The sequence below is a fragment of the Streptomyces sp. NBC_00193 genome (assembly GCF_026342735.1).
In the GTDB taxonomy this organism is placed as follows: domain Bacteria; phylum Actinomycetota; class Actinomycetes; order Streptomycetales; family Streptomycetaceae; genus Streptomyces; species Streptomyces stoeckheimensis.
The window spans coordinates 3,086,056-3,111,791 of the sequence record NZ_JAPEMM010000001.1; the positions used below are offsets into that span (position 1 = coordinate 3,086,056).

Annotated in this window: 26 protein-coding genes, 1 tRNA gene and 1 pseudogene; 12 read left to right on the top strand and 16 right to left on the bottom strand. The window is 72.7% G+C overall.

Features of this window, described 5'->3' with window-relative positions; translation table 11 throughout:
- Positions 1-9: 9 nt before the first annotated feature.
- The 5 genes and pseudogenes from OG898_RS13715 to OG898_RS36395 form a co-directional block, all read right to left on the bottom strand.
- Complete coding sequence (locus tag OG898_RS13715; RefSeq protein WP_250744567.1) at positions 10-780, bottom strand: nucleotidyltransferase family protein; 771 nt, start codon at positions 778-780, stop codon at positions 10-12.
- A 42-nt stretch (positions 781-822) separates the two neighbouring features.
- Complete coding sequence (locus tag OG898_RS13720; RefSeq protein ID WP_250744566.1) at positions 823-1,236, bottom strand: hypothetical protein; 414 nt, start codon at positions 1,234-1,236, stop codon at positions 823-825.
- Positions 1,237-1,446: 210 nt separating this feature from the next.
- Positions 1,447-2,535 carry an ABC transporter ATP-binding protein gene (locus OG898_RS13725; RefSeq protein ID WP_250744565.1) on the bottom strand — a complete coding sequence of 363 codons (1,089 nt, stop codon included), beginning with the start codon at positions 2,533-2,535 and terminating at the stop codon, positions 1,447-1,449.
- A gap of 162 nt (positions 2,536-2,697) precedes the next feature.
- The gene (locus OG898_RS13730) at positions 2,698-4,443 is read right to left on the bottom strand and encodes a hypothetical protein (protein ID WP_266957007.1); all 1,746 of its coding nucleotides are present in this window, start codon (positions 4,441-4,443) and stop codon (positions 2,698-2,700) included.
- 112 nt (positions 4,444-4,555) lie between these two features.
- A pseudogene (locus tag OG898_RS36395) lies at positions 4,556-4,657 on the bottom strand (hypothetical protein); the annotation flags it as partial.
- Positions 4,658-4,874: 217 nt separating this feature from the next.
- On the opposite strand from OG898_RS36395, the gene OG898_RS13735 reads away from it, so the two are divergent.
- A tRNA-Thr gene (locus tag OG898_RS13735) sits at positions 4,875-4,948 on the top strand.
- A gap of 88 nt (positions 4,949-5,036) precedes the next feature.
- Here the strand turns inward: OG898_RS13735 and OG898_RS13740 are convergent.
- Entirely contained in the window at positions 5,037-6,419 is a 1,383-nt protein-coding gene (locus OG898_RS13740; RefSeq protein WP_266957009.1) for an FAD-binding oxidoreductase, read from the bottom strand.
- A gap of 160 nt (positions 6,420-6,579) precedes the next feature.
- Between OG898_RS13740 and OG898_RS13745 the strand changes: the two genes are divergently transcribed.
- The 3 genes from OG898_RS13745 to OG898_RS13755 are packed head-to-tail and all read left to right on the top strand — an operon-like array spanning position 6,580 to position 8,762.
- Positions 6,580-7,323: a thioredoxin domain-containing protein gene (locus OG898_RS13745; RefSeq protein WP_250744562.1), complete on the top strand. Its 744-nt coding sequence runs from the start codon at positions 6,580-6,582 to the stop codon at positions 7,321-7,323.
- Between the two features lie 56 nt (positions 7,324-7,379).
- Positions 7,380-8,279 (top strand): aminoglycoside phosphotransferase family protein, encoded by a 900-nt coding sequence (locus OG898_RS13750; protein WP_266957012.1) that lies wholly within the window; start codon positions 7,380-7,382, stop codon positions 8,277-8,279.
- Positions 8,280-8,288: 9 nt separating this feature from the next.
- Positions 8,289-8,762 carry a GNAT family N-acetyltransferase gene (locus OG898_RS13755; protein ID WP_266957014.1) on the top strand — a complete coding sequence of 158 codons (474 nt, stop codon included), beginning with the start codon at positions 8,289-8,291 and terminating at the stop codon, positions 8,760-8,762.
- Positions 8,763-8,766: 4 nt separating this feature from the next.
- Here OG898_RS13755 and OG898_RS13760 read toward each other — a convergent pair whose 3' ends face one another.
- Positions 8,767-9,759 (bottom strand): zinc-binding dehydrogenase, encoded by a 993-nt coding sequence (locus OG898_RS13760; protein WP_266960232.1) that lies wholly within the window; start codon positions 9,757-9,759, stop codon positions 8,767-8,769.
- Positions 9,760-9,901: 142 nt separating this feature from the next.
- On the opposite strand from OG898_RS13760, the gene OG898_RS13765 reads away from it, so the two are divergent.
- Positions 9,902-10,576: a pentapeptide repeat-containing protein gene (locus OG898_RS13765; RefSeq protein WP_266957016.1), complete on the top strand. Its 675-nt coding sequence runs from the start codon at positions 9,902-9,904 to the stop codon at positions 10,574-10,576.
- A gap of 9 nt (positions 10,577-10,585) precedes the next feature.
- Here the strand turns inward: OG898_RS13765 and OG898_RS13770 are convergent, their stop codons facing one another.
- Positions 10,586-11,425, bottom strand: coding sequence for a hypothetical protein (locus OG898_RS13770; protein ID WP_266957018.1), 840 nt, complete (start codon positions 11,423-11,425; stop codon positions 10,586-10,588).
- A 136-nt stretch (positions 11,426-11,561) separates the two neighbouring features.
- Entirely contained in the window at positions 11,562-12,065 is a 504-nt protein-coding gene (locus tag OG898_RS13775; protein ID WP_250744557.1) for a hypothetical protein, read from the bottom strand.
- 170 nt (positions 12,066-12,235) lie between these two features.
- Here OG898_RS13775 and OG898_RS13780 point away from each other — a divergent pair, with 170 nt between their 5' ends.
- Both OG898_RS13780 and OG898_RS13785 read left to right on the top strand, forming a co-directional pair.
- Positions 12,236-13,003 carry a sensor histidine kinase gene (locus OG898_RS13780; protein WP_266957022.1) on the top strand — a complete coding sequence of 256 codons (768 nt, stop codon included), beginning with the start codon at positions 12,236-12,238 and terminating at the stop codon, positions 13,001-13,003.
- Positions 13,000-13,650, top strand: a complete 651-nt coding sequence (locus OG898_RS13785; RefSeq protein ID WP_250744555.1) for a response regulator transcription factor — start codon at positions 13,000-13,002, stop codon at positions 13,648-13,650. The genes OG898_RS13780 and OG898_RS13785 overlap by 4 nt, the downstream gene beginning before the upstream one ends.
- A gap of 13 nt (positions 13,651-13,663) precedes the next feature.
- On the opposite strand, the gene OG898_RS13790 is transcribed toward OG898_RS13785, so the two are convergent.
- The 3 genes from OG898_RS13790 to OG898_RS13800 form a co-directional block, all read right to left on the bottom strand.
- Positions 13,664-14,275: a nuclear transport factor 2 family protein gene (locus tag OG898_RS13790; protein ID WP_250744554.1), complete on the bottom strand. Its 612-nt coding sequence runs from the start codon at positions 14,273-14,275 to the stop codon at positions 13,664-13,666.
- Between the two features lie 178 nt (positions 14,276-14,453).
- Positions 14,454-15,080, bottom strand: coding sequence for a response regulator transcription factor (locus OG898_RS13795; protein ID WP_250744553.1), 627 nt, complete (start codon positions 15,078-15,080; stop codon positions 14,454-14,456).
- Complete coding sequence (locus OG898_RS13800; protein ID WP_266960234.1) at positions 15,077-16,222, bottom strand: sensor histidine kinase; 1,146 nt, start codon at positions 16,220-16,222, stop codon at positions 15,077-15,079. Before OG898_RS13800 ends, OG898_RS13795 begins: the two co-directional genes overlap by 4 nt.
- A 689-nt stretch (positions 16,223-16,911) precedes the next feature.
- Here OG898_RS13800 and OG898_RS13805 point away from each other — a divergent pair.
- Both OG898_RS13805 and OG898_RS13810 read left to right on the top strand, forming a co-directional pair.
- Positions 16,912-17,469: a heme-binding protein gene (locus OG898_RS13805; RefSeq protein ID WP_250744552.1), complete on the top strand. Its 558-nt coding sequence runs from the start codon at positions 16,912-16,914 to the stop codon at positions 17,467-17,469.
- A 51-nt stretch (positions 17,470-17,520) separates the two neighbouring features.
- Complete coding sequence (locus OG898_RS13810) at positions 17,521-18,972, top strand: M1 family metallopeptidase (protein ID WP_266957025.1); 1,452 nt, start codon at positions 17,521-17,523, stop codon at positions 18,970-18,972.
- 13 nt (positions 18,973-18,985) lie between these two features.
- Here OG898_RS13810 and OG898_RS13815 read toward each other — a convergent pair whose 3' ends face one another.
- On the bottom strand, positions 18,986-19,504 hold the full coding sequence (locus OG898_RS13815; protein ID WP_266957027.1) for a GNAT family N-acetyltransferase: 519 nt from the start codon (positions 19,502-19,504) through the stop codon (positions 18,986-18,988).
- A gap of 85 nt (positions 19,505-19,589) precedes the next feature.
- Positions 19,590-20,165 (bottom strand): TerD family protein, encoded by a 576-nt coding sequence (locus tag OG898_RS13820; RefSeq protein WP_250744549.1) that lies wholly within the window; start codon positions 20,163-20,165, stop codon positions 19,590-19,592.
- A gap of 188 nt (positions 20,166-20,353) precedes the next feature.
- On the opposite strand from OG898_RS13820, the gene arfB reads away from it, so the two are divergent.
- Complete coding sequence (arfB, locus tag OG898_RS13825) at positions 20,354-20,779, top strand: alternative ribosome rescue aminoacyl-tRNA hydrolase ArfB (protein ID WP_250744548.1); 426 nt, start codon at positions 20,354-20,356, stop codon at positions 20,777-20,779.
- A 68-nt stretch (positions 20,780-20,847) separates the two neighbouring features.
- Here the strand turns inward: arfB and OG898_RS13830 are convergent, their stop codons facing one another.
- Entirely contained in the window at positions 20,848-21,333 is a 486-nt protein-coding gene (locus OG898_RS13830; RefSeq protein ID WP_250744635.1) for a flavin reductase family protein, read from the bottom strand.
- 417 nt (positions 21,334-21,750) lie between these two features.
- Here OG898_RS13830 and cdgB point away from each other — a divergent pair, with 417 nt between their 5' ends.
- Positions 21,751-23,481, top strand: a complete 1,731-nt coding sequence (gene cdgB / locus OG898_RS13835) for a diguanylate cyclase CdgB (protein ID WP_250744547.1) — start codon at positions 21,751-21,753, stop codon at positions 23,479-23,481.
- Positions 23,482-23,549: 68 nt separating this feature from the next.
- Positions 23,550-24,578: a CBM35 domain-containing protein gene (locus tag OG898_RS13840; RefSeq protein ID WP_250744546.1), complete on the top strand. Its 1,029-nt coding sequence runs from the start codon at positions 23,550-23,552 to the stop codon at positions 24,576-24,578.
- Positions 24,579-24,719: 141 nt separating this feature from the next.
- Here OG898_RS13840 and OG898_RS13845 read toward each other — a convergent pair whose 3' ends face one another.
- On the bottom strand, positions 24,720-25,649 hold the full coding sequence (locus OG898_RS13845; RefSeq protein ID WP_250744545.1) for a 1-phosphofructokinase family hexose kinase: 930 nt from the start codon (positions 25,647-25,649) through the stop codon (positions 24,720-24,722).
- Positions 25,650-25,736: the final 87 nt, after the last annotated feature.

Below are 25,736 nucleotides of genomic sequence, written 5' to 3' on the forward strand. Positions count from 1 at the left end.
GGCGAGGCGCTACAGGGCGTTCTGCGCGGCCAACTCCCGTGCCGCCTCGGTCAGGTCCTTCGCCGTGTCGATCGCCCGCCAGTAGGCCCCCTGGGGCAGCGGGAAGCCCGCGAGGCGCCGCTCGCGGGCCAGGCGCGGGAAGGTCGTACGCTCGTGGTCGCCCAAATCGGGCAGCAGGGCGGCGAATTCGGGTCCGAAGACGTACACGCCGGCATTGACCGGGTACGGGGACTGCGGCGCCTCGATGAAGTCCAGTACGTGCCCGTACTCGTTGATCTCCACCACCCCCCACGGAATGCGCGGGCGGGCGAGCGCCAGGGTGGCCGTGGCGCCGCGTTCGGCGTGGAAAGCGGCCATCTCGCGCAGCGAGAAGCGGGTCCACACGTCGCCGTTGGTCGCGTACCAGGACTGCTCGGGGTGCGGGAGGTGCCGGGCGGCGTACTTCAGGCCGCCGCCCCGGCCCAGCGGTTCGTTCTCCACGACGGTGGTCACCCGTAGCGGCAACGGGGCCTCGGCCAGCCACTTCTGGAGCACCTCGGCGAGGTGTCCGCAGGAGACCACGGCGTCCGTCACCCCCTCGGAGGCCAGCCACGCGAGCTGGTGCCCGATGATCGGCATCCCCGTTCCGGGGATCTCCACCATCGGCTTGGGGCGGTCGTCCGTGTACGGCCGCAGCCGCGAACCCTGGCCCCCCGCCAGGACAACCGCCTGGGTCGGGGAAGCCGGGAACGCGGCCGCGTGGGGTCGGTCGGAACGCTCGGAGCGCTCGGAATCGGTCATGTTCGTTGTGTCCGGGGGCGGAAGGGCGTGCGGCGGCGGCCGTCAGCCCATGGACGCGACGCCGGACGCGTACGAGGTGTCGCACACCGGCCGCGCGAACGACTGGGCCTTCGTGGGCCCGTAGGCGTCCACCGCGGCCCGCCCGAGGGCGCGCGCGATCCCCACGCAGTGCTCGGCGAGGGACGGCCGCCGGTCGACCTCCTGCTGGAGGTGGGTGAGGACGTCACCCGGCTGCTCACCCTGCTGGATCTCGCTCAACAGCTTGTCGCGCAGCACGTCCTGGGCGGCGCGCGGCTTCGCGGGGACGGAGACGTCCTCGGCGGACGCGGTCAGGATCTGGGAGGGGGTGTTGTCCGCCCAGGGGACCATGGTGACCGCGAGGGTCCCGGACAGGACCAGGACGACGGGCAGGACCAGGGCGAGGGATCGGCCGATACGGCGGGCAGTGTGGGTCACGAGGGCGAGAGTAGCGCTCGGTGAAGATATGGCGACATTTAGTCACCCGGTCGGGGGATGGTTCGACGTGGCTTTTCGAATTAAGGGTTGACGCTTGGGGCCGAATGGCCCGATCTGCCGGACCTCACGCCGGAACTCACGCCGAAGGGGCGCCCCTTGACGGGACGCCCCTTCGGCGCGTGCGGTGTGCGTGCGCTACGCGCGGACGGGTCAGCCGGAGAGGCGGGCACCCGAGGAGGTCGAGAACACGTGGATCTCGTCGGCGCGCGGGATCACGTGCAGCGTGGAGCCCTTCTCGGGCACCTGGCGGCCGTTGACGCGGACCACGATGTCCTGCGAGCCCTCGGAGTGCGAGGTCGAGCCGTACACGTATCCGTCGGCGCCGAGCTCCTCGACGACGTTGACGGTGATGGTCAGGCCGCCCGTGTCGCCGACGTCGAAGTGCTCCGGACGCACGCCCACGGTGACCGTGCGGTCGCCCGCGTCGGCGGCGGCGGACAGCGCCTCGCGCGACACCGGGACGACGCTGTCGCCGAACTTCACGCCGCCGTCGGTGATCGGGACCTCGACGAGGTTCATGGCCGGCGAGCCGATGAAGCCGGCGACGAAGAGGTTCGCCGGGCGGTCGTACATGTTGCGCGGGGTGTCGACCTGCTGCAGCAGACCGTCCTTCAGCACGGCCACGCGGTCGCCCATCGTCATGGCCTCGACCTGGTCGTGGGTGACGTAGACGGTGGTGATGCCCAGGTCGCGCTGGAGGGCGGCGATCTGGGTACGGGTGGACACGCGGAGCTTGGCGTCGAGGTTCGACAGCGGCTCGTCCATGAGGAACACCTGCGGCTTGCGCACGATCGCGCGGCCCATCGCGACGCGCTGGCGCTGACCGCCGGAGAGCGCCTTCGGCTTGCGGTCGAGGTACTGGGTCAGGTCCAGCATCTTCGCCGCATCCTCCACCTTCTTGCGGATGGTGGCCTTGTCCTCGCCGGCGATCTTGAGCGCGAAGCCCATGTTGTCGGCGACGGACATGTGCGGGTAGAGCGCGTAGTTCTGGAACACCATCGCGATGTCCCGGTCCTTGGGCGGCAGGTGCGTGACGTCGCGGTCACCGATGCGGATGGCACCGCCGTTGACGTCCTCCAGGCCGGCCAGCATGCGCAGCGAGGTGGACTTGCCGCAGCCGGAGGGGCCGACGAGGACGAGGAACTCGCCGTCCGCGATCTCCAGCTCCAGCTGGTCGACGGCGGGCTTGTCGCCGCCGGGGTACAGACGGGTCGCCTTGTCGAAAGTGACAGAAGCCATGGTGATGAATCCCTTCTACCGGCAGGAACGTGCCGGACGATCCGAGTGGAAGGTCTAGTCCAGTGACCTGGACTCCGCCCGACGCTACCCGCCCGATCCGCTCCTGTCAGCACCCGGAGGCGGGTGACTTCCCCGACGTCCGCCTCCGCCCTCCTCCGGCTGTCAGAGGCGGCTGCTTTGATCACGACCATGACCATCTACGACGTGACCGTTCCTGGCGATGTCGGCCACTGATGGCCGAGTCGCCGCAACCGGTCTCGCCGGTTGTCTCCCCGAACGGTTTTGGGGGACGGGGAACAGCGCGAGCTGGTCGTTTTGGTCCCGGCAGGTCTTCTCACCCGGGTGGGTTGTGCCTGTGGTCCTTGGCGGGCTCGTGTTCCCGTGTGCCCTCGGTGCGGTGACGGTCTGGCCGGTAGCTCTCCGCGCGACGATCCTCTGGTCGTGTGCGGTCACACCTGGCCGACGCCGTGTCCCGTGTCCGAGGGCACGTCTGCCGATCGCCACCGAGGCCGCATGGTGGCCGGTGACAATGATGGTCTTGGATTGCTCTTGGAGCGGGTGCTTCCAGTGTTGGGCGCCCCAGCGGGAGGTATAGGCGGGGTCGACGGCGACGACGACAAGTCCGGCGTGGTGGGCCATGCCGGACAGCCGGTCACGAAACTTCGCGGTGGGGAGTCCGGCGACGGTGCGCCGGAACGACTTGCCGCGCTTGCCTCGGCCCATGGTTTCGCGGCCGGTGGCGCGGGCGTCGATGAATCCGAGGTTCTCGATCGCCAGACCGGCACAGCCGTATTGGTGGGCGAGGTGGATGAGTTCGCTGATCGCGGCGCGGAGGCGTCCGTCGCGCTGGGATGCAGGGCCGGTCAGGGCGGTGGGAACGGTGATCGGCCGACCGACCGGATTTCCGTGGGCATCGACGACGCAGGCGGCGAGGTGGCCGGCGTTGAGGTCCACGGCCAGCAGTCGGATGCCGGTTGCGGCCAGCTCGGCGGGAGTCGGGAGAGGCGTCGTCGGGGTCGACCAGGAGGCGTCGAGGTACCAGCGCCCACGTTTCGGGTCGCACACGATGTCGTAGCGCACCGCCTGGTTGGCGGTGATCCGGTCCAGCCATTCGCCTTGGCGGTGGTTGAAGGTGACCGTGCAGGCGAGCCGGTACCGTCCGCGTGGTGCGTTGGAGAGGTGCCTGAGCGGTTTGGGCAGGACGATCGTGACCGTCCCATCGGCCGGCTCCACGGTGATCGTGTAGTTCCCATGAGGCGCACCGGACTCCCCGTCAGCGGTCAGGAACATGCGCTGCGCGTCCCACCGCTCCCGCCACTCAGTTTCGGTGAGCCCGGCGTCGGCGAGGTTGTGCCGGGCCTTGGCCATGCGACGGCCGCCAACCGTGATCGCCGGATACCCGGATTCGAGCCGCCGCTCAACCTCGGCGAGGCGAGCGGTGAGGACCTGCAACCGGCGCTGCTTCTGTGCCCGCTCGGCCTGGCTCGGATATCCCCGAACACCTCTGACGCGCTGGCCACAGGGGATGGTCAGACGCTTGCTGATCTTCGCGATGGCCCGGCGCAGCGAGGTCCGTTCATCGAACAGGCACCGCAGGGACAGTTGGTACTGATCCTCCGACGCGCGAGTCATCGCCCCTGCCCACCGGGATGACGACATCCTTGTCAGCGCACGTTTGCGATCCGCCCGCTTGTTCTCTTTCGCCGGCACCCTGCCGATGCGGACACGCTCGGCCAGATCAGCACGGGCGTACCGGCCGAGATGCCCGCCGACCGTCCGCAAAACCTCAGCATCGCGGACAGACAGACGCAGACGATCCCGGATGCGCGCACCCGTAGGTGCCGACACGGTGAACGGAACGGCCAGCGTCCGCAGTGCACGTTTCCGCCGCCCATCGCTGCGCTCCACCAGACATCCCCTTCCCCATCCTCCACACGGCACTGAGTCCCCACCGGCACTGACGTCTCAGCTGACTACCCCGTAGCGCCAGGCCCTCGTTGTAGACCCACCGGAATGCGCCGAACGTCTGCAGCAGCTGCTCCGCCTCAGAGCCGGTGGGGTAGAAGCGGTAGCGGTACAGCAGTTGTCTTTCGCACGCCTCGTGAGGGGGTTGGGGCGGCACGCTGCTGATGCTTGCGCTGGTCGGGGACGCGCATCTCCTGCTCCGTGCCTGAGGCCACGAACCCTCCCACCCTCACGGTCCGATAGTCGGACGTGTACTTCAGTACGTAGAACGAACGGGTAGGCGAGCGGTTACGGCGGCCGGAAAGTTCTTCGCGGCGGGGTGTGGTGGCTGTGTAGAGTGAAGGCGATTCTGTGCAGTGTGCAGTGTCATGTGTGCCCCCTTAGCTCAGCTGGCCAGAGCGCCGCTCTTGTAAAGCGTAGGTCGTCGGTTCGAATCCGACAGGGGGCTCCGTCCCAGGTCAGAGCACTACTGACCAAGGGAATTCGTACAAAAGCGGAAGGCCCCGGGTGATCACCCGGGGCCTTTCTGCATGCCGTCAGTGGCGGCCCGAGATGCGGTCGGCCAGGCGGGCCAAGGGGGTTGTCGTGGGGGTGTGGGTGGTGGATTCTCGGCGGTCGGCCTCGCGGTAGGCGGCGTAGAGGGCCTGGACGCCCAGCCAGCGGAAGGGTTCCGGTTCCCAGCGGCGGACTCGGTGGTTGACCCAGGGGAGGGTGGTCAGGGGGGTGCGGTCGCCCAGGACCAGGTCGCGGAGGGTGCGGGCCGCGAGGTTGGCCGTGGCCACGCCGGAGCCCACGTAGCCGCCGGCCCAGCCGAGGCCCGAGGCCGCGTCGAGGGTGACCGTGGCGCACCAGTCGCGGGGTACGCCCAGGACGCCCGACCAGGCGTGGGTGATTTCGACGCCGGTGAGGACCGGGAAGAAGGACTCCAGGAGGTGGGTGAGGGACGCGATCGTCGCCGGCTGGGTGCGGCCGTCGTTGTCGGTGCGGGAGCCGTAGCGGTAGGGGACGCCGCGGCCGCCGATGGCGATGCGGTCGTCGGCCGTGCGCTGGGCGTACATGTAGGCGTGGGCCATGTCGCCGAGGGTGGAGGCGTCGGACCAGCCGAGCTGGGACCAGGTCTCCGGCGGGAGCGGGGCCGTGGCGATCATCGAGGAGTTCATCGGGAGCCAGGAGCGCTTCTGGCCCTTGAGCGCGGCGGTGAAGCCCTCGGTGCAGCGCAGGACGTACGGGGCGCGGACGGTGCCGTACGGGGTGAGGGCGCGGCGCGGGGCGATCTCCGTGACGGGGGTGGACTCGTGGATGACGACGCCGAGGCGTTCGCAGGCGGCGGCCAGGCCCTTGACCAGCTTCAGGGGGTGGATGCGGGCTCCGTGCGGGGTCCAGCTGGAGCCGACGGCGTCGGCGACGTTGATGCGGGCGCGGGTGTCGGTGGCGTCGTAGAGCTCGCGGTCCGTTTCGCCGAAGGCGAGTTCGGCGGTGTGGAAGGCCTTGAGGCGGGAGAGCTGGGCGGGGGTGCGGGCCACCTCGAGGACTCCGCCGCGGTGGATGTCGGCGTCGATGCCTTCCTTCGCGGCGGTGTCGATGACCTCGGTGACGGTCTCGTTCATGGCCTGCTGGAGACGCTGGGCGGCCGGGCGGCCGTGGAGGGAGGCGTAGCGGTCGCGGCCGGCGATGCCGTTGTAGAGCCAGCCGCCGTTGCGGCCGGAGGCCCCGTAGCCGCAGAACTTCTGCTCCAGGACGGTGACGCGCAGGTCGGGGGCGGCGGTCTTGAGGTAGTAGGCGGTCCACAGGCCGGTGTAGCCGCCGCCGACGATGACGACGTCGGCCGTGGTGTTGCCGGTGAGCGGGGCGCGGGGTGGGTGGGCGGGGGCGGTTTCGTCCGTCGCGTACCAGAAGGAAATTCCGCCGTTGATCGTCATGGGGGAGTTGGTACACGGGGTTGTGGAGGGGTGTCCAGGGGCGTGACGTCGGGTTTTGGGTGCCGAGAGGTGGCCGAATGGCTGATGTGGGCGGTCCGGCCTCCTTCTTAGGGTGGGGCGGGGATTTTGTCAGGTTTTTGTGTGAGAGGTACTGGTTCGTATGGTGCGGGTTGTGGTGGCGGGGCGGCTGGTCGCGGCCGTCGCGTCCGTGGCCCTGTTGGGCGGGGCGGTCGTCGGATGCGGTTCCGGTTCCGGGGCGGGTGGGGGGAAGGGCATGGCCGTCTCCGAGGTTCCGGTGCGGACCAGTCCGATCGCAGGGCAGCTCGCGGGGCTGCCCGCGACGGTGGACGGGGCGAAGATCGTCGTGGGGAAGCCCGACGCGCCGCGCACCGCGCAGGTGCTGGTGGACCCCAAGTGCGGTCACTGCGCGCGGTTCGAGGAGGCCGGCGGGGAGGCGCTGCTGAAGCTGGCGGCGGCCGGGCAGGTGAAGATCGAGTACCTGCTGGCGTCCTTCCTGGACCGGGGCGGGATGAGCGGTTCGGTCAAGGCGGTGAACGCGCTGCGCGCGTCGGCGGACGCGGGGAAGTTCGCGGAGTTCCACGCGGCGGTCTTCGCCAGCCAGCCGAAGGGGAGGTTCACCGACGAGCTGCTCCTGAGGATCGCGGACCGGGTACCGGGGCTGCGCGGGGCGGAGTTCGACGCGGCGGTGAAGGAACAGAAGTACGAGGGGTGGGTCGCCGAGGCCCAGGAGGGCTTCGAGGCGACGGGGGCGCAGGGGACGCCGATGGTGCTGGTGGAGGGGGCGCCGGTCGGGTCGAGGGACGGGTCGCTGTTCGACGCGGGGGCGTTCGGGCGGGCGTTGAAGGGTGTCGGGATCGGGACCGGGACCGGGGCGGCGGTCTAGGGGGCGTCGGGCCGGGGATCGGTGGTCTGGGGTTCGGCGGGGTTCCCGCGGGGTTCGTGCGGGCGCAGGTGCGGGACAACGGCGTGGCCGGGCGGGAGTTCGTCGACGCGCTGCCCGCCCGGGTGGCCGCGTTCCTGGAGCGGTGGGAGCTACGGGTGACCGGGCCCGGGATGTACGGGGTGACGGCCCTGGTGCTGCCGGTCGTGCGGGCCGACGGGACGGCGGCGGCGCTGAAGCTGCCGGCGCTGGACGAGGAGAACGCGGGGGAGGCGCTCGCGCTGCGCGCGTGGGCCGGGGAGGGCTGCGTACGGCTGCTGGCGGACGATGCGCAGACCGGCACGCTGCTGCTGGAGCGCCTCGACGAGGGCCGGCACCTGTCGGGGGTGGCCGTACGGGACTCCGGGCGGGCGGTGGAGGTCGTCGGAGGGTTGCTGGCCCGGCTGTCTGCGGTTCCCGCGCCGGCCGGGCTGCGGCGGCTCGGGGACGTGGCGGCGGCGATGCTGGAGGCGGTGCCGGGTGCGCTGGCGCAGCTGGCGGACGGCCGGGAGCGGGGGCTCGTCGCGGACTGCGCGGCGGCGCTCGCGGAGGTGGCGGGGGAGCCGGGGGACCGGCTGCTGCACTGGGACCTGCACTACGACAACGTCCTGGCGGGCGGGCGCGAGCCCTGGCTGGCCATCGATCCGAAGCCGCTCGCCGGTGATCCGGGGTTCGAGCTGTTGCCGGCGCTGGTCAACAACTTCCGTGCGCGGGAGGTGCGGTGGCGGTTCGAGGCGCTCGCGGAGGCGGTGGGCGCGGACCGGGAACGGGCGCGGGCGTGGACGTTGGGGCGGGTGCTGCAGAACTGCCTGTGGGACGTGGAGGACGGGGACCGGCCGGCGGGGCGGCAGCTGCGGATCGCGGAGGTGCTGCTGGGGCGGGACGGGCGGAGTGGGAAGGGCCGGCGCGGTGGCTCGTAGGGTGCAGGCATGATCCGTAGCGCCGTCGTCAGCGACGTACCCGTCATCCACGCCATGATCCGCGAGCTCGCGGAGCACGAGAAGGTGCCGCACGAGGCGCGCGCCACCGAGGAGCAGTTGCGGGAGGCGCTCTTCGGTGAGCGGCCGGCGGCGTTCGCGCACCTCGCGGTGACGGAGGAGGGCGAGGTGGTGGGCTTCTCGCTGTGGTTCCTCAGCTTCTCGACGTGGCGCGGGGTGCACGGGATCTATCTGGAGGACCTGTACGTCCGTCCGGGCGTGCGCGGCGGAGGCCACGGGAAGGCGCTGCTGCGGGAGTTGGCGCGGATCTGCGTGGAGCGCGGGTACGAGCGGCTGGAGTGGTCGGTCCTGAAGTGGAACGAGCCGACGATCGCCTTCTACGAGGCCTTGGGTGCGCGGCCGCAGGACGAGTGGTCGGTGTACCGGCTGACCGAAGGGGCGCTGGCGGAGCTCGGGGGCGCGTAGCCGCTCAGGGTTCCAGGACGACCTTGCCGGTGGTGGCGCGGGTTTCCAGGTCGTGGTGGGCGGCGGCGGCCTCGGCCAGGGGGTAGCGCTGGAGGGCGGGGCGCAGGCGGCCGGTGGCGGCTTCGGCGAGGGCGCGGGTTTCGAGGAGGCGCATGGGGTCTTCGCCGCCGGCCCGCTGGAGCATGGCGGGGCCGAGGACGAACTGCGTGGTGATGCCGCGGGCGTCGAGGCCCGCCTGCTCGGCGTCGGTGAGGTCGAGCGGGCCGCCGGACCAGCCGAAGACGAGGTGTCGGGCGCCGTCGCGGAGCAGGCCGAGCGCGGTGCGGGCGACGGAGCCGCCGACGGAGTCGAAGAGGACGGTGGCGCCGTCGGGGTGGTGGGCGCGGAGGGTGTCGGCCCAGTCCGGGGCGGTGTAGTCGAGGGCGAGGTCGGCGCCGTTGGCGGTGGCCCGGGAGGTTTTGGCGGGGCCGCCGGCGAGGGCGACGACGGTGGCTCCGGCCTGCTTGGCGTACTGGACCAGCAGGGTGCCGATGCCGCCCGCGGCGGCGGGGATCAGGGCGACGGAGCCGGGGCCGAGCTCGGCGAACTGGAGGATGCCGAGGGTCGTGCGGCCCGTGCCGATCATGGCGACGGCGGTGGCGGGGTCGAGGCCGTCCGGGACGGGGTGCAGCCGGGCGGCGTCCGCGACGGCGTACTCGGCGTAGCCGCCGGGGGCGAATCCGAGGTGCGCGACGACGGTCTGCCCGAGCCATCCGGTGTCCGTGTCGGGGCCGACCGCGTCGACGGTGCCGGCCACCTCGCGGCCGGGGACGGTCGGCAGCTCGGGCAGGGGCGCGGGCGGGCCCTGGACGCCGCGGCGCAGGGCGGTGTCGAGGAGGTGGACGCCGGCGGCGGCGACGGCGATGCGGACCTGGCCGGGGGCGGGGACGGGGCGGGGGACGGACTCGTAGGAGAGGTTCTCCGCGGGGCCGAAGGCGTGGAGGCGGATGGCGTGCATGGCGCCGGGGGCGGTCGGGGTGTGGGCCGGGGTGGCGGCCGTGGCCGTGGCCGTGGCCTTGGTGGTGGTCATGGGGACAGCGTGTGACCTCAAGCGGGGTTGAGGTCAAGGGGTTGTCAGTGGGGTCGGCCAGGATGGGGAGATGGTGCGAAACGGACAGAAGCAGACGGTGAAGGCGGCGCGTCGGCCGGAGGTGCGGCTGCCGGAGCTGCGCGCGTGGGAGGACGCGGAACTGGAGCCGGACGGGGACTACGACGGGCTGGAGCTCCTGGACGTGGGGCTGGCGGGCCAGGACGGGAGAGGGTCCCTGTTCGTGGACTGCGCGCTACGGCGCTGCGCGCTGGACGAGACCGTGCTGGCCAAGGCCCGGTTCCTCGACTCGGTGCTGGACGGCGTCCGGGGCGTCGGGACCAACCTGGCGGGGGCTTCGCTGCGCGAGGTGGAACTGCTGGACGCCCGGCTGGGCGGGGTGCAGCTGCACGGGTCGGTGCTGGAGCGGGTGCTCGTGCGCGGGGGCAAGATCGACTACCTGAACCTGCGCATGGCGCAGCTGAAGGACGTGGTGTTCGAGGGGTGCGTGCTGGTGGAGCCGGACTTCGGGGGTGCGGTGCTGGAGCGGGTGGAATTCCGGGACTGTGTGGTGCGCGGGGCGGACTTCTCGGGGGCACGGATGACGGAGGTGGACCTGCGGGAGGCGTCGGAGCTGGGGATCGCGCGGGGGGTGGACGCCTTGGCGGGGGCGGTGATCAGCCCGGCGCAGCTGTTCGACCTGGCGCCGGCGCTGGCTGCGCAGCTGGGGCTGAGGGTGGTCCCGTAGCGGGCGCCGTCAGGCGAATCCCGGCAGGCGAGTCCCGTCAGGTGCGTACGGCCAGTGCGGGTCGTTCCAGCGGGCGGCATCGTGGAGGCCGAGCAGTCGCACGGCGTGGAGGACCTCTTCGGGGGCGCCGTGGGCGCGGAGGCGTGCGGGCGCCCGGCTCGCGAGCCAGCCGGTCAGTTCCGTCCGTACGGCTTCCACCTCCTCGTCCGATTCCGAGATGAAGACCCACGTCGTCCAGGGGAGTGCGTAACGCAGGAGTTCCCGTTCCCAGTGGTCGACCGTGTCGGCGAGGTGCTGGTCGGCGACCGGGTGGCGGAGGGATTCCCAGTCCGCGAGCCAGGGGCCGATGGTGCCGGAGGCTTCGGTGCACATCTGGAGGACTTCGCGTGCCGGGAGGGCTGGGTCCGGGGTGAGGAGGGTGTGGGCCCACCAGGCGTGCAGGAACTCCCCTACGGCCGCGCTCTGCGGCGCGGGCCACTGCTGCCACTCGGCGCAGTGGAACGAGAGGCCGACACGGTCGACGTCCCACGCGTAGGCGCCGAGGCCGCCGGTCAGCTCGCGGGCGAACTGCGGCAGGACGCGGCGCAGCACGGCGCCGTGGTCCCTCCAGTCGGTGGTGCTCCAGGTGCGGTGCACGAGGTCGGGGTCGAGGTCCGTGCCGGGGAGCTTCAGCAGGGCGAGCTCCTCCGGGCTGCCCCAGTGGCAGTCGCACTGGCCCTCGTCGGCCGGGGCGGTCATCCCGCGGAAGGTGACGGCCAGCCGGGCCAGTGCCCGGTCGAGTCGTACGCGGGCTGCGGGGGCGGCCTCGGCCGCCGGGGTGTGGCCGGGGGCGGGGGCGGGGTCGGTCATGGTCGGCGGTGCCTCACGGGGACTCCAGGCTCTTCGGGCCCGAAGAGTGCGACCCTACCCGGCCGGTCGTTCCCGGCGGCCCGGCGGCCCGGCGGCCCGGCGGCCCGGCGGCCCGGCGGCCCGGCGGCCCGGCGGGTCAGGCCGGGACGCGGGGGAAGCGGGACTGGAGGGTCCAGATGACCGGGTTGTCGCCGAGGCCGTCGTGCATGTCGACGAGGTCCGCGATCACGTCGTGGAGGAAGTCCCGGGCTTCGCGGCGCAGCAGGCGGTGGCTGAAGGTGAGGGGGGCTTCCTCCGACGGCATCCAGTCGGCCTCGACGTCCACCCACCCGAAGCGGCGCTCGAAGAGCATGCGGTCCGAGGACTCGGTGAAGTCGATCTCGGCGTACTGCCGGTTGGCCGCGCGGCTGCCGCGCGGGTCCTGGTCGAGCTGCTCGACGATGTCGCACAGCGCCCAGGCGAAGTCCAGTACGGGCACCCATCCCCAGGCTGTGGACACTTCCCGGTCCGCGGCGGTGTCGGCGAGGTAGACGTCCCCGCAGAACAGGTCGTGGCGCAGCGAGTGGACGTCCGCGGAGCGGTAGTCGGTCTGCGGGGGGTCGGGGAAGCGCCGGGAGAGGGAGTAGCCGATGTCGAGCACGTACCCGATGGTGTCACGGGTGGGGCGGGAGGTGCCCCGCGCGGTGTTCTCGGGACGTCCTCGGGGGTGGTGCGGGGGCCGAGGATCAGAGTTCCTGATGCCCCCCGGGGGTGTCGGGTTCGTCGGCTTATGCTCGGCGCGTTCGGGGGGCGTGGCGAGAGGGGACGGGCGTGGGAGGGGCCGGGGGGCAGGGGGAGGCCGTGGTGGCGGGGGTGCTGCGGGAGCGCCACCGGCTCGCGGCCGAGTTGCACGACACCGTGGCGCAGGGGCTGACCAGCATGCACCTGTTGCTCGACGCGGCCGACCGGGAGTGGACGCGGGAGCCGGGCCAGGCCCGGCTGCTGGTCCGGCAGGCCGCCGCCGCGGCCCGCGAGAACCTCGCCGAGGCGCGGCGGCTCATCCACGACCTGGCTCCGGTGGAGCTGGAGCGGGCGGCGCTGGCCGATGTGCTGCGCGAGCTGTGCGCCGGGGTGGACGGGGCCCGGTTCCGGCTGGAGGGGGAACCCCGTGCGGTGCCGGGCAGGGTCGAGGCCGCGGTGCTGCGGGCGGCCCAGGGCGCCCTGGCCAACGTACGCCGGCACGCGCGGGCCTCGGCCGTGGTGGTGACGCTGACCTACCAGCCGTACGTACTCGCGCTCGACGTGTGGGACGACGGCGTCGGGTTCGATCCGGCCGCTGTCGCCGCTGCTGCGACCGCCGGGCGCCCGGGTGGGGACGGGCTGCGGCTGCTGCGCCGGCGCATCGCGTACCTGGGGGGTACGGCGACGGTGGAGAGCAGTCCGGGTGGGGGCGGGACGGTGGTGTCGGTCTGCCTGCCCGCTCCGGGGCAGGAGCCGGGGCCGGGGTCGGGTCCGCAGTCAGGTCCGGGATCGGGTCCGAGGTCGAGTCCGCAAGCGGGTCCGGTGCCGCGTCCGCGGTCGGGGCCGGGGCCGGTATGACGCCGGTGCGGATCCTGTTGGTGGACGATCATCCCGTCGTGCGCGCGGGGCTGCGGGCGTTGCTGGGCGGGTGTCCCGAGTTCGAGGTGTGCGGAGAGGCCGCGGACGGGGGCGCCGCGCTGCGGATGGTGCGCGAGCTGGGGCCCGAGCTGGTGCTGATGGACATCCGGATGGGCCCGGGGATGTGCGGGGTGGAGACCGCACGGCGGATCGGGCGGATGCCCGCGCCGCCCCGGGTGGTCGTGCTCAGCAGCTACGAGTCCGACGCGTACGTCGTACGGGCCGTGGAGGCGGGTGTGGCGGGGTACCTGCTGAAGGGGTCCCCGCCCGACCTGCTGTTCCAGGCGCTGCGGACGGTCGCGGCGGGGGAGTCGGCGCTGTCGCCCTCGGTGGTCTCGCGGCTGATGAGCCGGTACCGGGCGCCGAGTGCGGCGCTGACGGCCAGGGAGACCGAGATCCTGGAGCTGATCGCGACGGGCCGCTCCAACCGGGAGATCGGATCGGCCCTGTTCATCAGCGGGACGACGGTCAAGACGCACCTCGTGCACGTCTACGAGAAGCTCGGGGTGGAGAACCGTACGGCGGCCGTGCGCGCGGCCGTCGACCGGGGACTCATCGGGCTGGGGCAGGGTGGCGCGCCCGGTTAGCCCGGACGGGTGATCAGTTGGGGTAGTTGATCTGGACGGAGGCGCCGTTGTACTGCCAGGTCGGCGAGAAGACGCGCTTGCGGATCTTCCAGACGCCCGCGGTCTTCACGTACTCGTCGCGGTAGCGGATGCCGCGCACGACGACGGTCTCGGGTGCGGTCGCGGTGGCCGGGTAGACGAGCTGGGCGGTGGCGTGGCTGTCGCCCGTCGCGGTCGTCCGGCTGGTGGCCTTGATGTAGGCGTTGGCGGTGACGTGGGTGGAGTAGCCCCAGGCCGCGGCGCCGTCGAGGTTGGCGACGACGGCCTCGATGCCGGTCTTGACGATGCCGGCGGTGCCGTCGGGGTGGGCCATCACGGTCAGGACGGCGTCGTCGGTGAAGAGGGTCCGGAAGACCGTCTTGTCCTTGGTGTCGACGGCGAAGAGGTAGGTCTCCAGCAGCCGGCGGATGGCCAGTTCGTCTTCGGCCGTACCGGTTCCGCAGGCGGAGGCGGCGAGTTCGTAGTCCTCGGACACGGCGTTGGCGGGCGTCGCGGCGGCGAGGGCGCCGAGCCCGGCTACGGCGGCGCCGGTGCCCAGCATGGTGAGCATGCGGCGGCGTTCCGGGGCGAAATCGGTGGTCGGCATGGCGGGTTCCTCTCGACACGGCTGGTGGTGCCCGGGCCTGCTCGGGGCGGTCCGGGCACTGACGAGCCTGTCGTGTCGACGCCCGCGGCGGATCGGCGCGGCGTACGAGCGCGATCTCGTACGGATGGACGATGTGATCCGTGTGATCCGTGCCGGAGAGAGGGCGGCGACGGCGCCGTCAGGGGAGGAGGCGCTGCTCCTTGGCCACCGAGACCGCGCCCGCGCGGGTGTCGACGCCGAGCTTGTCGTAGATGCGGCCCAGGTGGGTCTTGACCGTGGCCTCGCTGATGAACAGGGCGCGGGCGATGTCGCGGTTGCCGAGGCCGCGGGCGAGCTGGCCGAGGATGTCGAGCTCACGGTCGGTCAGGGTGGGCCGGTTGCCGCCCCGCATGTGGGCCATCACGCGGCTGGCGACGGGGGCGGAGAGCGTGGTGCGGCCCTGGGCGGCGGAGTGGATCGCGGCGAACAGCTCCTCCGGGCGTTCCGCCTTCAGCAGGTAGCCCGTGGCGCCCGCGCCGATGGCCCGGGTGATGTCCGCGTCGGTGTCGTACGTGGTCAGGACCAGGACGTGCGGGGGGTTCTCGGAGGCGGTCGTGATGCGGCGGGTGGCTTCCACGCCGTCGATGCCCTCGCCGAGCTGGAGGTCCATCAGGACCACGTCGGGGCGGAGTTTGGCCGCGAGGGCGACCGCCTCCTCGCCGCTGCCCGCCTCGCCGAGCACCTCGATGTCCGGCTCGCTGCCGAGCAGGGCGAGCAGGCCGGCGCGGACCACGACGTGGTCGTCGCAGAGGAGGATCGTGGTCATGGGGTGTTCTCCAAGGGGATCGACAGGGGGATCGACGCCGAGAGGACCGTGCCCTCGCCTGCGGTGGATTCGATGGTCAGGGTGCCGCCGAGCTGGCGGACGCGGGCGCGCATCGCGGGGAGGCCGTGGCCGCGTTCCCCGGCGGCGGCGCGGAGCTGGGTGAAGCCGTGGCCGTCGTCGGCTATGTCCAGGACGACCTGGTCGCCCAGGAAGCTGAGGGTGAGGGCCGCGGTACGGGCCCCCGCGTGCTCCCGTACGTTCGCCAGCGCGCCCTGCGCTATGCGCAGCAGCGCCTGCTCCGCGCGGTCGGGGAGGGGGACCGGCGCGCCCTCCAGGTGGAAGCGGACCTCGATGTCCGGGCCCGCGTCCAGCGCGCGCAGGGCGTCCGGGAGGCCGGCGCCGCCGGCGAGTTCGCGCGGCGCGAGGTCGTGCACCAGGCGGCGGGCCTCGGCGAGACCGCGTGCGGTGATGTCGGTGGCGGTACGGACGTGCGCGCGGGCGGTGCCCTGGTCCGTGTCCCAGGTGCGTTCGGCGGCCTGGAGGAGCATCTGCTGGCTGGACAGGTGCTGGGCCAGGGTGTCGTGGATCTCCATCGAGAGGCGCTGGCGTTCGGCGAGGGTGCCGGCGCGGCGTTCGGTGGCGGCCAGTTCCCGGCGGGTGCGGATCAGGTCGTCGATCAGGGTGCGCTGGGCTGCCGCCTGGCGCTCCATGTGGATGAACACGGCGGTGGCGAGGGCGGCGACGGCGGGCGGGGCGAGGAGGAGGTTCGGGTCGAAGGGCTCGCCCGGGTCGGAGGCCTGGGCGAGGCGGAGCTGCGCCGCCACGACGAACACGGTGAGCAGGGCCACCAGGACGACGGCCGCGCGGGGCGGGAGGGTGCGCAGGGCCGTGTAGAAGAGCGGTACGGCGCACCAGGCGAAGCTCGGCGCGAGGACGACGAGGACCACCCAGACGGCGACGACCAGGCCGAGCCAGATGAGGCGGCGCACGGTGGGGGCGGCGCCCAGGGCGGGGCCCAGTACGTAGAGCAGGGCCAGGGTGATGCCGAGGGCGATGATCCACGGGGTGCGGGGTTCGTCGGGGTGGCGGAGGAGGAAGCGGGCCACGGAGGCGCCGAGGAGGAGGAAGAACGCGGTGTGCATGACCGTGGCGAGGGCGCGGGTGTCTTGGGGGGGTGGGGTGGTCGCCTGGGCCGGCGGGGCCGATGGGGTCGGCGGGGCCGATGGGGTCGGTGGGTGCGCGCTGGTCACGGGGTGCTCCTGGGGGTGGTGCCGGTCGTTCCATGGTGCCGGGTCGTGTTGTGGTGCGGGTGGGTGCCGCTGCGCGGGGCGTGTCCCCTACCCGCCCTTCCACCGTTCCCCGGGCTCTGCCCGGACCCGGTCCTCAAACGCCGGACGGGCTGGGAAGGGGTACCGGGCTGCGCCCGGACCCCTCGGGGCTCCGCCCCGGACCCCGGTCCTCAAACGCCGGACGGCTGGATTGGGCTCCGCCTCGGACTCCGAGTCTCGGGCGCCGGACGCCCCGGACCCCGGTCCTCAAACGCCGGACGGCTGGATTGGGCTCCGCCTCGGACCTCGGGTCTCGGGCGCCGGACGGCTGGATTGGGCTCCGCCCCGGACCCCGGACCCTGGGTCTCGGGCGCCGGACGGTTGAAAGGACAGGTAAACCGCCGTCGGAACCATCGCGCATCAGCCGATCGGTTGACCCCCGGGTCAACCGGTGGGGGTCGGCTTCGGAGCCGGTACGGGGACGGGGTGGTGGGGGTGGCGGGGAGAGGCTTGGAGCAACGGCAGGACAGCCCGCCGTGCCGACGTTCACAGGAGCAGCAGACATGAAGACCCGCACCCGCGTTCTCACCGGTACCGCCGTCGCCGTCGCCCTCGGCGCGGGAGCCCTCGGCGCGGTCAGCGCCAACGCCGCCCCGGCCTCCGCTCCGGCCGCCGCCCCCGCCGCCGTCGCGAAGAAGGACGGCGACAAGAAGAACTTCACCACCACCACGCACCTCACCATCGACGCCGCCACCCGCGCCGCCCAGGCCGCGCTGGACGCCGCCGAGCAGGAGAACCAGAAGGTGACCGTCGCCGTCGTCGACCGCAACGGCAACACCATCGTCACGCTCCGCGGCGACGGCGCCGGCCCGCAGTCCTACGAGTCGGCCCAGCGCAAGGCCTTCACCGCCGTGTCCTGGAACGCCCCGACCTCGGTGCTCGCCGGCCGCCTCGCGCAGACCCCGAACCTGAAGGACATCCCCGGCACCCTCTTCCTCGGCGGCGGCACCCCCGTCCAGGCCGACGGCGCCCCGGTCGCGGGTGTCGGCGTGGCCGGCGCCCCGAGCGGTGACCTGGACGAGAAGTTCGCCAAGGCCGGCGTGGACGCCCTCGCCAAGTAACCCCGCCGCCGAATAACGAGGACTCTCGTCGCGGGACGTAGTCTCGAACGCGTGGATCACCGCGTTCTCTCCCGCCTGGCCGCCCTTGCCGTCGCCACCCTGCTCGCCCTCACCACGGGCTGTACGGGGGAGACCGTGCAGGGGCGGCCGGGTGCGTCGGGGGTGCGCGACCCGTTCTTCCCCAAGGCCGGCAACGGCGGTTACCAGGTCGAGCACTACTCCCTGGACCTCGACTACGACCCGGCCGACGGGCAGCTGCACGCCACCGCCGTGATCACCGCCCGTGCCGAGCAGGGGCTCAGCTCCTTCAACCTCGATCTCAGCGGCCTCGAGGTGGAGGGCGTGAGCGTGCAGGGCGAGGGGGCCCGCTTCAACCGCACCGGCAACGAGCTGACGGTGCGCCCCGCCGAGGACCTGGAGCAGGGGGAGGTCTTCCGTACGGAGGTCGACTACTCCGGCCGGCCCAAGGCCGTCACCGACCCCGACGGGTCCGAGGAGGGGTGGATCGTCACCCCCGGCGGCCAGGGCGCGGTGGGCGTCGGCGAACCCGTCGGGTCGATGGCCTGGTTCCCGGGGAACCACCACCCGAGCGACAAGGCCACGTACGACATCACGGTGACCGTCCCCAAGGGGCACGAGGCCGTGTCCAACGGCGAGCTGCGCTCCCGTACGGAGGAGGGCGACGGGCGGACCGTGTTCGCCTGGCACTCCGCGGAGCCGATGGCGAGCTACCTGGCGACCGTGGCCGTCGGGAAGTTCAAGGTGACGACCGGGCGGACCGCCTCCGGGATCCCCCTCTACACGGCGGTCTCGCCCGGGGAGGCGGCGGCGAGCGAGCCGGTGCTCGCGCGGCTGCCCGAGATGGTGGAGTGGGGCATCGGGCGGTTCGGCCCGTACCCCTTCTCCGCGACGGGCGCGATCGTGCTGCCCGCGCACAGCCTCGGCTACGCGCTGGAGACCCAGACCCGGCCGGTGTTCCCGGGGGCGCCGGGCAGCGAGGAGCTGGTGCTGCACGAGCTGGCGCACCAGTGGTTCGGGGACTCGGTGTCGCCGAAGTCCTGGAAGGACATGTGGCTCAACGAGGGTTTCGCGACCTACGCCGAGTGGCTGTGGTCCGAGGACCACGGCGGCCCGACCGCGCAGCAGCACTTCGACGCCTACCTCGCCGGGGACACCCGCGTCGACGGCGAGGCGGGCTCGGACTGGGGCGCCTTCCCGCCGGCCGCCCCGCGGAACCCGAAGGAGATCTCCGCGTCCCCGGTGTACGGGCGCGGGGCGATGGTCCTGCAACGGGTCCGGCAGGAGGTCGGCGACGAGAAGTTCTTCGCCCTCGTCCGGGGCTGGGCGGCCGACCACCGGCACGGGAACGCGAGCACGGCCGACTTCACCGCCTACGCGGAGGAGAGGACGGGCCGTGACCTGACGGAGGTCTGGGACGTGTGGCTGTACGGGAAGGACCGCCCGAAGGCCCCGAAGGACGCGAAGGCGTCGGCGGCGCCGTAGCCCCGTGCCCCGCCTACAGCGCCTTGCGCAGGACCGTGCAGGGGCGGCCCGCCTCGCGGTCGGCGGCCCGGCGCAGGGTGACGTAGCCCTGGGACTGCCAGAAGGCGAGGCCCTTCTCGTTGGCGTCGAGCACGGCGATCCGTACGCCCGTCCGGCCGGCGGCGCGGAAGCGGTCCTCGACCATGGCGACCACGGTGCGGCCGTAGCCCTCGCGGTGCGCGGTGGCGTCGATGAGGAGGAGGCCGATCCACGGGTCGGGATCCTCGGACGCCGGATCGGGGTGATGGGCGAGCGTGGCGGCCAGGCCTACGAGGCGTCCGGCGGAGCGGGCGAGGAGGACCTCGGCCCCCTCGTGGGCGAGCTCGTCGGCGAGGGCGGCGGCGACCTGCTCGACCGTGATGCGGCCGGGGTCGGGGAAATCGCCGCTGAGCTCGAAGAACGCGTGGTTGGTCGCGTAGAGCGTGGCGATTTCGGTGAGGACCGGGCCCGGCAGGGCGCCGTCCTCGACGGGAGCGAGCGGCAGGAGGATCACGTACCGAACGGTAGCGAAGCCCCCTCCCCGGACGGCCGGGAGGGGGCTCCAGCTGAGACGCGTCCTGGGACGCGGGCGCTCAGGGTCAGACGTTGACGCCGAAGTCCTGGGCGATGCCGGTCAGGCCGGAGGCGTAGCCCTGGCCCACGGCGCGGAACTTCCACTCGGCGCCGTTGCGGTAGAGCTCGCCGAAGACCATGGCGGTCTCGGTCGCCGCGTCCTCGGAGAGGTCGTAGCGGGCGATCTCGACGCCGCCGGCCTGGTTCACGACGCGGATGTACGCGTTGCGGACCTGGCCGAAGTTCTGGCTGCGGGTCTCGGCGTCGTAGATGGAGACCGGGAAGACGATCTTGTCCACGTCGGCGGGCAGGCCGGCGAGGTTGACGTTGATGGCCTCGTCGTCGCCCGCGCCCTCGCCGGTGCGGTTGTCACCGGTGTGGACGATGGTCTGGTCCGGGGTGGACTTGTTGTTGAAGAAGACGAAGTGGCCGTCGGAGACGACCTTGCCGAGCGCGTTGACCGCGATGGCCGAGGCGTCCAGGTCGAAGTCGACACCGGTGGTCGTGCGGGTGTCCCAGCCGAGGCCGACCGTGACGGCCGCGAGGCCCGGGGCCTCCTTGCTGAGCGAGACGTTTCCGCCCTTGGAGAGGCTTACTGCCATGGTGACTGGTGTCCCTTCCTAGTCTCACTTGGTCTCACTTGTCGTATCGACCGTGAGGCTGCCCAAGTTACCGCTGACCTCCATAACGCGGGGAGAGGGGCGCCAGGTTCCGCATTCGGGGAAATGTCCGCGATCCGGTCCGGGAAATGCGGGTGACGGGGTCCCGGCGGGCACGGATCATAGGGGGCATGCCTGGTCCCTATGTCATCCGCGGTTCGGTCGTGCTCCCCGAGGGCGAGCTCGCCTGGCGCTTTTCGCGGTCCTCGGGGCCGGGCGGCCAGCACGTGAACACCTCGGACTCGCGCGTGGAGCTCCTCTTCGACGTCGCGGCGACGAAGTCGCTGCCCGACGTGTGGAAGGAGCGGGCGCTGGAGCGCCTCGCGTCCCGGCTGGTCGACGGGGTCGTGACGGTACGGGCCTCCGAGCACCGCTCGCAGTTCCGCAACCGGGAGATGGCGCTGGTCCGGCTGGCCGCGCTGCTGGCCGAGGCCACGGCGCCGCCGCCGAAGGCGCGCCGGGCGACGAAGATCCCCCGCGGGATCAACGAGCGGCGGCTGCGCGAGAAGAAGGCCCGCGGCGAGACCAAGCGCGGCCGCAACGCGCGGGACTGGTAGCGCGGGACTGGTAGCGCGGGGCCCCCGGCCCAGGTGCCCGGCTCAGGCCCCCCGGCTCAGCCCCCGGCTCAGGGCGCCAGGTGCCGGTAGCGCCCCCGGAAGTACGTCAGCGGCGGGGAGTCCGGCGCCGGCTGGGCGGCGGTGAGGACGTGGCCGATGACCAGGGTGTGGTCACCCGCCTCGACGCGGTTCTCCGTACGGCACTCCAGGGTGGCCAGCGCCCCCGACAGCAGCGGGGCGCCGGAGACGCCGCCGCGGGTGTAGGGCAGGTCCGCGAAGAGCAGCCGGTCGCTGATGCGGTTCTTCATCGAGAACCGGCTCGCGATCTGGAGCTGGTGGTCGGCGAGCACCGATACCGCCCACAGCGGCTGCTCGGCCAGCAGGTCGTCCATCCGGGAGCCCTCGCGCACGCTGACGAGGACCAGCGGCGGTTCCAGGGACACGGACATGAAGGCGGTCGCCGTCATGCCGACGTCCTCGCCGCGCGGACCGCCGGCCGACAGGGGCGGCTCTTGCGCGGTGATCAGGCACACGCCCGCCGCCAGTCGGGACATCGCGGCCCGGAACTCGTCGTTGCTCACCCCCTCAGCATGGGGTGCGGGTACGGAAAGTGGTGTCACAGGGGTCGTAGGGGGCACGGTCGGGACGCTACTGTCACCCCTCGCGCGGCGCATCGGGCGCAAGTCCGAGCGGCGCCCCCGCCCGTCGGCCTAGGCCGCCCAGGACCGCCGCGGATCCCGGCGTATCGTTTGCTACCGGGAACAGAACGGACGAACCGGCCGGAATGAACCCGAGTGGGGCAGGGCGGCGACCATCCTTATTCATCTCATGTGACTTGAGTCACAGAGAGCAAGATTTGTTGACCCTGTGTACCTGCCGCACAGCTCACTGTGATTCAGTGGACGGGACACCGCAACGAAGCGCCGATGACAAACCTGGAGTTGCTGTCGAGGTCTCGGGGAGAGCGAGCAATGGAGACCGAGTCGGAGCCGTACGTCCGTCTTGCGACCCTGCGGCAGCTGCACCGGGTGGTGGCCGAGCTCAACACGGCCCGGAGCCTGGCGGACACCCTGCAGACCGTCGTCGACGGCATCGTCCTCGGCCTCGGCTACGAACTCGCCTGCGTCAACCTCGTTCGCCCCGACGGTGATCTGGTCGTCGCCGCCTTCGCGGGAGACCCCGCCGCAGAAGCCCTGATCACCGGCCGCGTCGGCTCGCGCGCCTCCTGGGAACGCCGCCTGACGATGGGCGAGAACTGGGACGGCCTGCGCTTCATCCCGCACACCGAGGGCTGGGTCCTCGTCGAGGACGACGTCCCGCAGTGGCACACCGAGGGCCCCGACCCGCGGTTCGAGGACGAGTGGCACCCCGAGGACCGGCTCTACGCCCCCATGTACGCCTCCGGCGGCGAACTGCTCGGCGTGGTCTCCGTCGACCGCCCGCGCAACGGACGCCGGCCCGGCGCCTGGGGCCGCGAAGCCCTCCAGATGTACGCCTTCCAGGCCGCGATTGCCATCAGCAACGCACGGCTCCGCGCCAACATGCAGCGGGCCCTGGTCCGCCTGGAGCGCGAACAGCAGGCCCTGCGCGCCAGTGAAGAGTCGTTCCGCCAGGCCTTCGAGTACGCGCCGAGCGGCATGGCCATCGCCGAGATGGGCGGCGACCAGCACGGCCGCCTGCTGCGCACCAACGACGCGCTGTGCCGGCTGCTGGGACGGCCCGCCTCCGTGCTGCGCCGGTACTCCTTCTCCGACCTCGTGCACCCCGAGGACATCGGCACCCTGCTGCGCACCTCCGCCGAGGGCGGCCGCGCCGAGCTGAGACTGGGGCGGCGCGACGGTACATACGTATGGGTCTCGCTGCGCAACTCCGTCGTCGCCGACGCCGCCGACGGGCCGCGCTTCCTGCTCACCCACGTCGAGGACATCGAGGAACGCAAGCGGCACGAGCTGCAGCTCGCCCACCGGGCCAGCCACGACTCGCTGACCGGCCTGCCCAACAGCGCCGAGCTCCGCTCCCGGCTCGGGGCCCGGCTCTGTCGCCGCCCGCAGTCGGTGCGCGCCACCGCCGTGGAGGCGCTGGACGCCGCCTTCGAGACGCGGCCCTCGGTGGAGGGGACCGGGGTGCACGGTGAGCACGGAGCGCACGGCGAGCACGGGTTCCGGCCCGACGGCTTTCCCGAGCCCTTCGAGTTCCCCGGCGGCATGGGCGGGCCCGGTGGTACGGGCGGCGGCTCGGGCGGGGTGGGCCCGTACGACCACCACGTGCACACGGTCGCGCCGGCGACCGACATCGACGACGGTACGAAGGGGCTCGCGGTGCTCTTCTGCGACCTCGACGGGTTCAAGTCGATCAACGACCGGTTCGGGCACCACACCGGCGACGCGGTGCTGATAGAGGTGGCCCGGCGGCTGACGACCGGTGTCCGCGACGGGGACACGGTGGCCCGGCTGGGCGGCGACGAGTTCGTCGTCCTCGCCGACGGGCTGGGCGCCGCCGACGCAGCCGACCTCGCCGTGCGGCTGCGCAACGCCATCATCCCGCCGATCCGGGTCGACGGCCGCGCGGTCCGGGTGGGAGCCAGTTTCGGCATCGGCTGGGCGAGCTGCGGCATGTCGGCCGACGAGGTGCTGCGCTCGGCCGACCAGCGCATGTACATCGAGAAGCGGTCCCGTTCGAAGGCGCACCGCAGGGCCGGGTAAACTCTCGGGCCGCCCGTGGGCGCACCTGTTCGGGGTAGGCTCCCCGGGGTCGAAAGGAGTGACCTGCGATGACGACGCCCGCGAACCACGGCCCGAACAACGGGGCGAACCAGCCCGAGGATGACGACCCGTTCGGCTACCTCTACGAGGACGGCCAGGCCGCGGGGGCCACCCCGCCCGGTCAGGGCGGCGGGTACGGCTACCCGGGACCGGCCGGCGGTCAGCCGGGCGTGCCCCGGACCTCGTACAACCAGGTCCGCACCGTCGGTGACCGGCCCCAGCGCGGCCAGCGCGGGCCCGTTCCCTATCAGCAGGGACCGCAGCAGCCCCCGGCCTACCAGGCGCAGTACCAGGCCCCCGAGGCGCTCCAGGCGGGCGGATACGGCGTTCCGCCGCAGCAGCAGCCCCCGCAGTACACCCAGTCCGTCCCGCTGCCCGGCTCCGGCGGCGGCCACGGTGGCGGCGGCTCCAGCCGCAAGGGCATGCTCATCGCGGCCGTCGCGGTGGTCGCCGCGGTGGCGATCGGCATCGGCGCGGCGGTGATCTTCGGCAAGAAGGACAAGCCCGAGGGCGGCGACAAGGCGGCGACCCCCGGCCAGAGCCAGTCGGCCCCGGCCACGAGTCCCTCGGGCCAGCCGAGCGGTTCCGCGTCCCCGGCAGCCCCGCTGCCGAAGGGCGACGCGGGCGGTCCGGGCATGGTGATCAGCGGCGGCGCGACCCTGGCGAAGGACGTGCCGGGTGCGAAGAGCGCGGGCGGCCAGTACGTCGGCAACTTCGGCCAGCAGGGCGCCGCGCTCACCTGGACCGTGGACGTCCCGGATTCGGGCGACTACACGCTCTTCGTCAACTACGGCGTGCCCGGCAAGGACGCGAAGGCCACCCTCACGGTCAACGGGAAGACCCCGACGCAGTCGCTGAACCTGGCGAACTTCGCCAAGGCCCCGGAGGGCGCCTGGGACAAGGGCTGGACGCGCACTTTCGCGTGGATCAAGCTCACGAAGGGTTCCAACACGATGAAGATCTCGTGCGAGCCGGGCAATCAGTGCGATGCGGTCTTCGACCAGCTCGAGCTGGCCGCGGGCCAGGTCAGGCGCTGAGCGAACGGAAAGAGGTCCGGTCCCACCACTCCTGTGGTGGGGGCCGGACCTCTTCGTTGTCCGGGGGGCTGCTGGCCGCAGTGGACCCAGCCGCTGGTGCCGGTGTGCTTCTTGGCGAGGTTGCCGCCGGTCCAGACACGTTCAGGGGGACCCGCTCCCCGTCACGGCCACCGACCCCCGGACCTCCTCGTAGACGGTGGGGTCGAACTCGCCCGCCACCGGGGAGGTGACCGTGGCGGCCGAGAGGGCCACCGCGCGGGTCAGGCGGGCCGGCCAGTCCAGCCCTTCGGTGAGGGCCGAGAGGAGGCCCGCGACCGCGGAGTCGCCGGCGCCGGTGGGGTTGCCCGTCAGGGTGCGGGGTGGGGCCGCCCGCCAGGTGCCCAGGGCGGTGGCGGCGAGCAGTCCGGCCGGGCCGAGCGAGGTGACCACCGCGTGGGCCCCGCGCCGGCGGGCGTCGCGGGTGGCGGGGAGCGGGTCGCGGGACCCGGTCAGCTCGGCGAGCTCGGCGGCGTTCGGTTTGATCACGTCGGGGCGGGCGGCGACCCCGCGGCGCAGGGCTTCGCCGCTGGTGTCGAGGAGGACGGGCACGCCGGCCGCGCGGGCCGCCCGTACGAGGGTGGCGTAGGCCCCCACGGGCACGCCCGGGGGCAGGCTGCCGCACAGGGCCACCGCGCGGGCGCCGCCCGTCAGCAGGGCCTCGTAGCGGGAGAGGAACCCGGACCACTCGGCGGCGGTGATCAGCGGGCCGGGTTCGTTGAACTGCGTGGTGTCCCCGGAGGCCTCGTCGACGACGGCCAGGGTGCGGCGGGTGGTGCCGGTGCAGGGGACCAGCTCGTCGCGGACGCCGGGGGAGGAGGCGAGCAGTTCGCGTACGAGGCGGCCCGTGGGGCCGCCCGCGAAGCCGGTCGCGGTGACCTCGTGACCGATCGCGGCGAGCACGCGGGCCACGTTCAGGCCCTTGCCGCCGGGGCGTTCGGTGACCTCGGTGACGCGGTGGGAGGCGTGCGCGAGCAGGCGCGGTACGCGGTAGGTGACGTCGAGTGCGGTGTTGAGCGTCACGGTCAGGATCATGGCGGGGCCCCGGTTTCGGTGTGTGCGGGGATCATGCCAAACAGATGAGCGGTCGGCCCAGTACCCGGGGCCGACCGCTTCCGGTCC

Bases quoted from the DNA above. Each gene is read 5' to 3' on its own strand.
- OG898_RS13725 (WP_250744565.1), bottom strand. From the start codon at position 2,535: ATGGCTTCTGTCACTTTCGACAAGGCGACCCGTCTGTACCCCGGCGGC.
- arfB (WP_250744548.1), top strand. From the start codon at position 20,354: ATGCCTGGTCCCTATGTCATCCGCGGTTCGGTCGTGCTCCCCGAGGGC.
- OG898_RS13740 (WP_266957009.1), bottom strand. From the start codon at position 6,419: ATGACGATCAACGGCGGAATTTCCTTCTGGTACGCGACGGACGAAACC.
- OG898_RS13785 (WP_250744555.1), top strand. From the start codon at position 13,000: ATGACGCCGGTGCGGATCCTGTTGGTGGACGATCATCCCGTCGTGCGC.
- OG898_RS13745 (WP_250744562.1), top strand. From the start codon at position 6,580: ATGGTGCGGGTTGTGGTGGCGGGGCGGCTGGTCGCGGCCGTCGCGTCC.
- OG898_RS13795 (WP_250744553.1), bottom strand. From the start codon at position 15,080: ATGACCACGATCCTCCTCTGCGACGACCACGTCGTGGTCCGCGCCGGC.
- OG898_RS13820 (WP_250744549.1), bottom strand. From the start codon at position 20,165: ATGGCAGTAAGCCTCTCCAAGGGCGGAAACGTCTCGCTCAGCAAGGAG.
- OG898_RS13845 (WP_250744545.1), bottom strand. From the start codon at position 25,649: ATGATCCTGACCGTGACGCTCAACACCGCACTCGACGTCACCTACCGC.
- OG898_RS13840 (WP_250744546.1), top strand. From the start codon at position 23,550: ATGACGACGCCCGCGAACCACGGCCCGAACAACGGGGCGAACCAGCCC.
- OG898_RS13790 (WP_250744554.1), bottom strand. From the start codon at position 14,275: ATGCCGACCACCGATTTCGCCCCGGAACGCCGCCGCATGCTCACCATG.
- OG898_RS13800 (WP_266960234.1), bottom strand. From the start codon at position 16,222: ATGCACACCGCGTTCTTCCTCCTCCTCGGCGCCTCCGTGGCCCGCTTC.
- OG898_RS13770 (WP_266957018.1), bottom strand. From the start codon at position 11,425: ATGACCGACCCCGCCCCCGCCCCCGGCCACACCCCGGCGGCCGAGGCC.
- OG898_RS13760 (WP_266960232.1), bottom strand. From the start codon at position 9,759: ATGCACGCCATCCGCCTCCACGCCTTCGGCCCCGCGGAGAACCTCTCC.
- cdgB (WP_250744547.1), top strand. From the start codon at position 21,751: ATGGAGACCGAGTCGGAGCCGTACGTCCGTCTTGCGACCCTGCGGCAG.
- OG898_RS13715 (WP_250744567.1), bottom strand. From the start codon at position 780: ATGACCGATTCCGAGCGCTCCGAGCGTTCCGACCGACCCCACGCGGCC.
- OG898_RS13830 (WP_250744635.1), bottom strand. From the start codon at position 21,333: ATGTCCCGACTGGCGGCGGGCGTGTGCCTGATCACCGCGCAAGAGCCG.
- OG898_RS13755 (WP_266957014.1), top strand. From the start codon at position 8,289: ATGATCCGTAGCGCCGTCGTCAGCGACGTACCCGTCATCCACGCCATG.
- OG898_RS13805 (WP_250744552.1), top strand. From the start codon at position 16,912: ATGAAGACCCGCACCCGCGTTCTCACCGGTACCGCCGTCGCCGTCGCC.
- OG898_RS13765 (WP_266957016.1), top strand. From the start codon at position 9,902: ATGGTGCGAAACGGACAGAAGCAGACGGTGAAGGCGGCGCGTCGGCCG.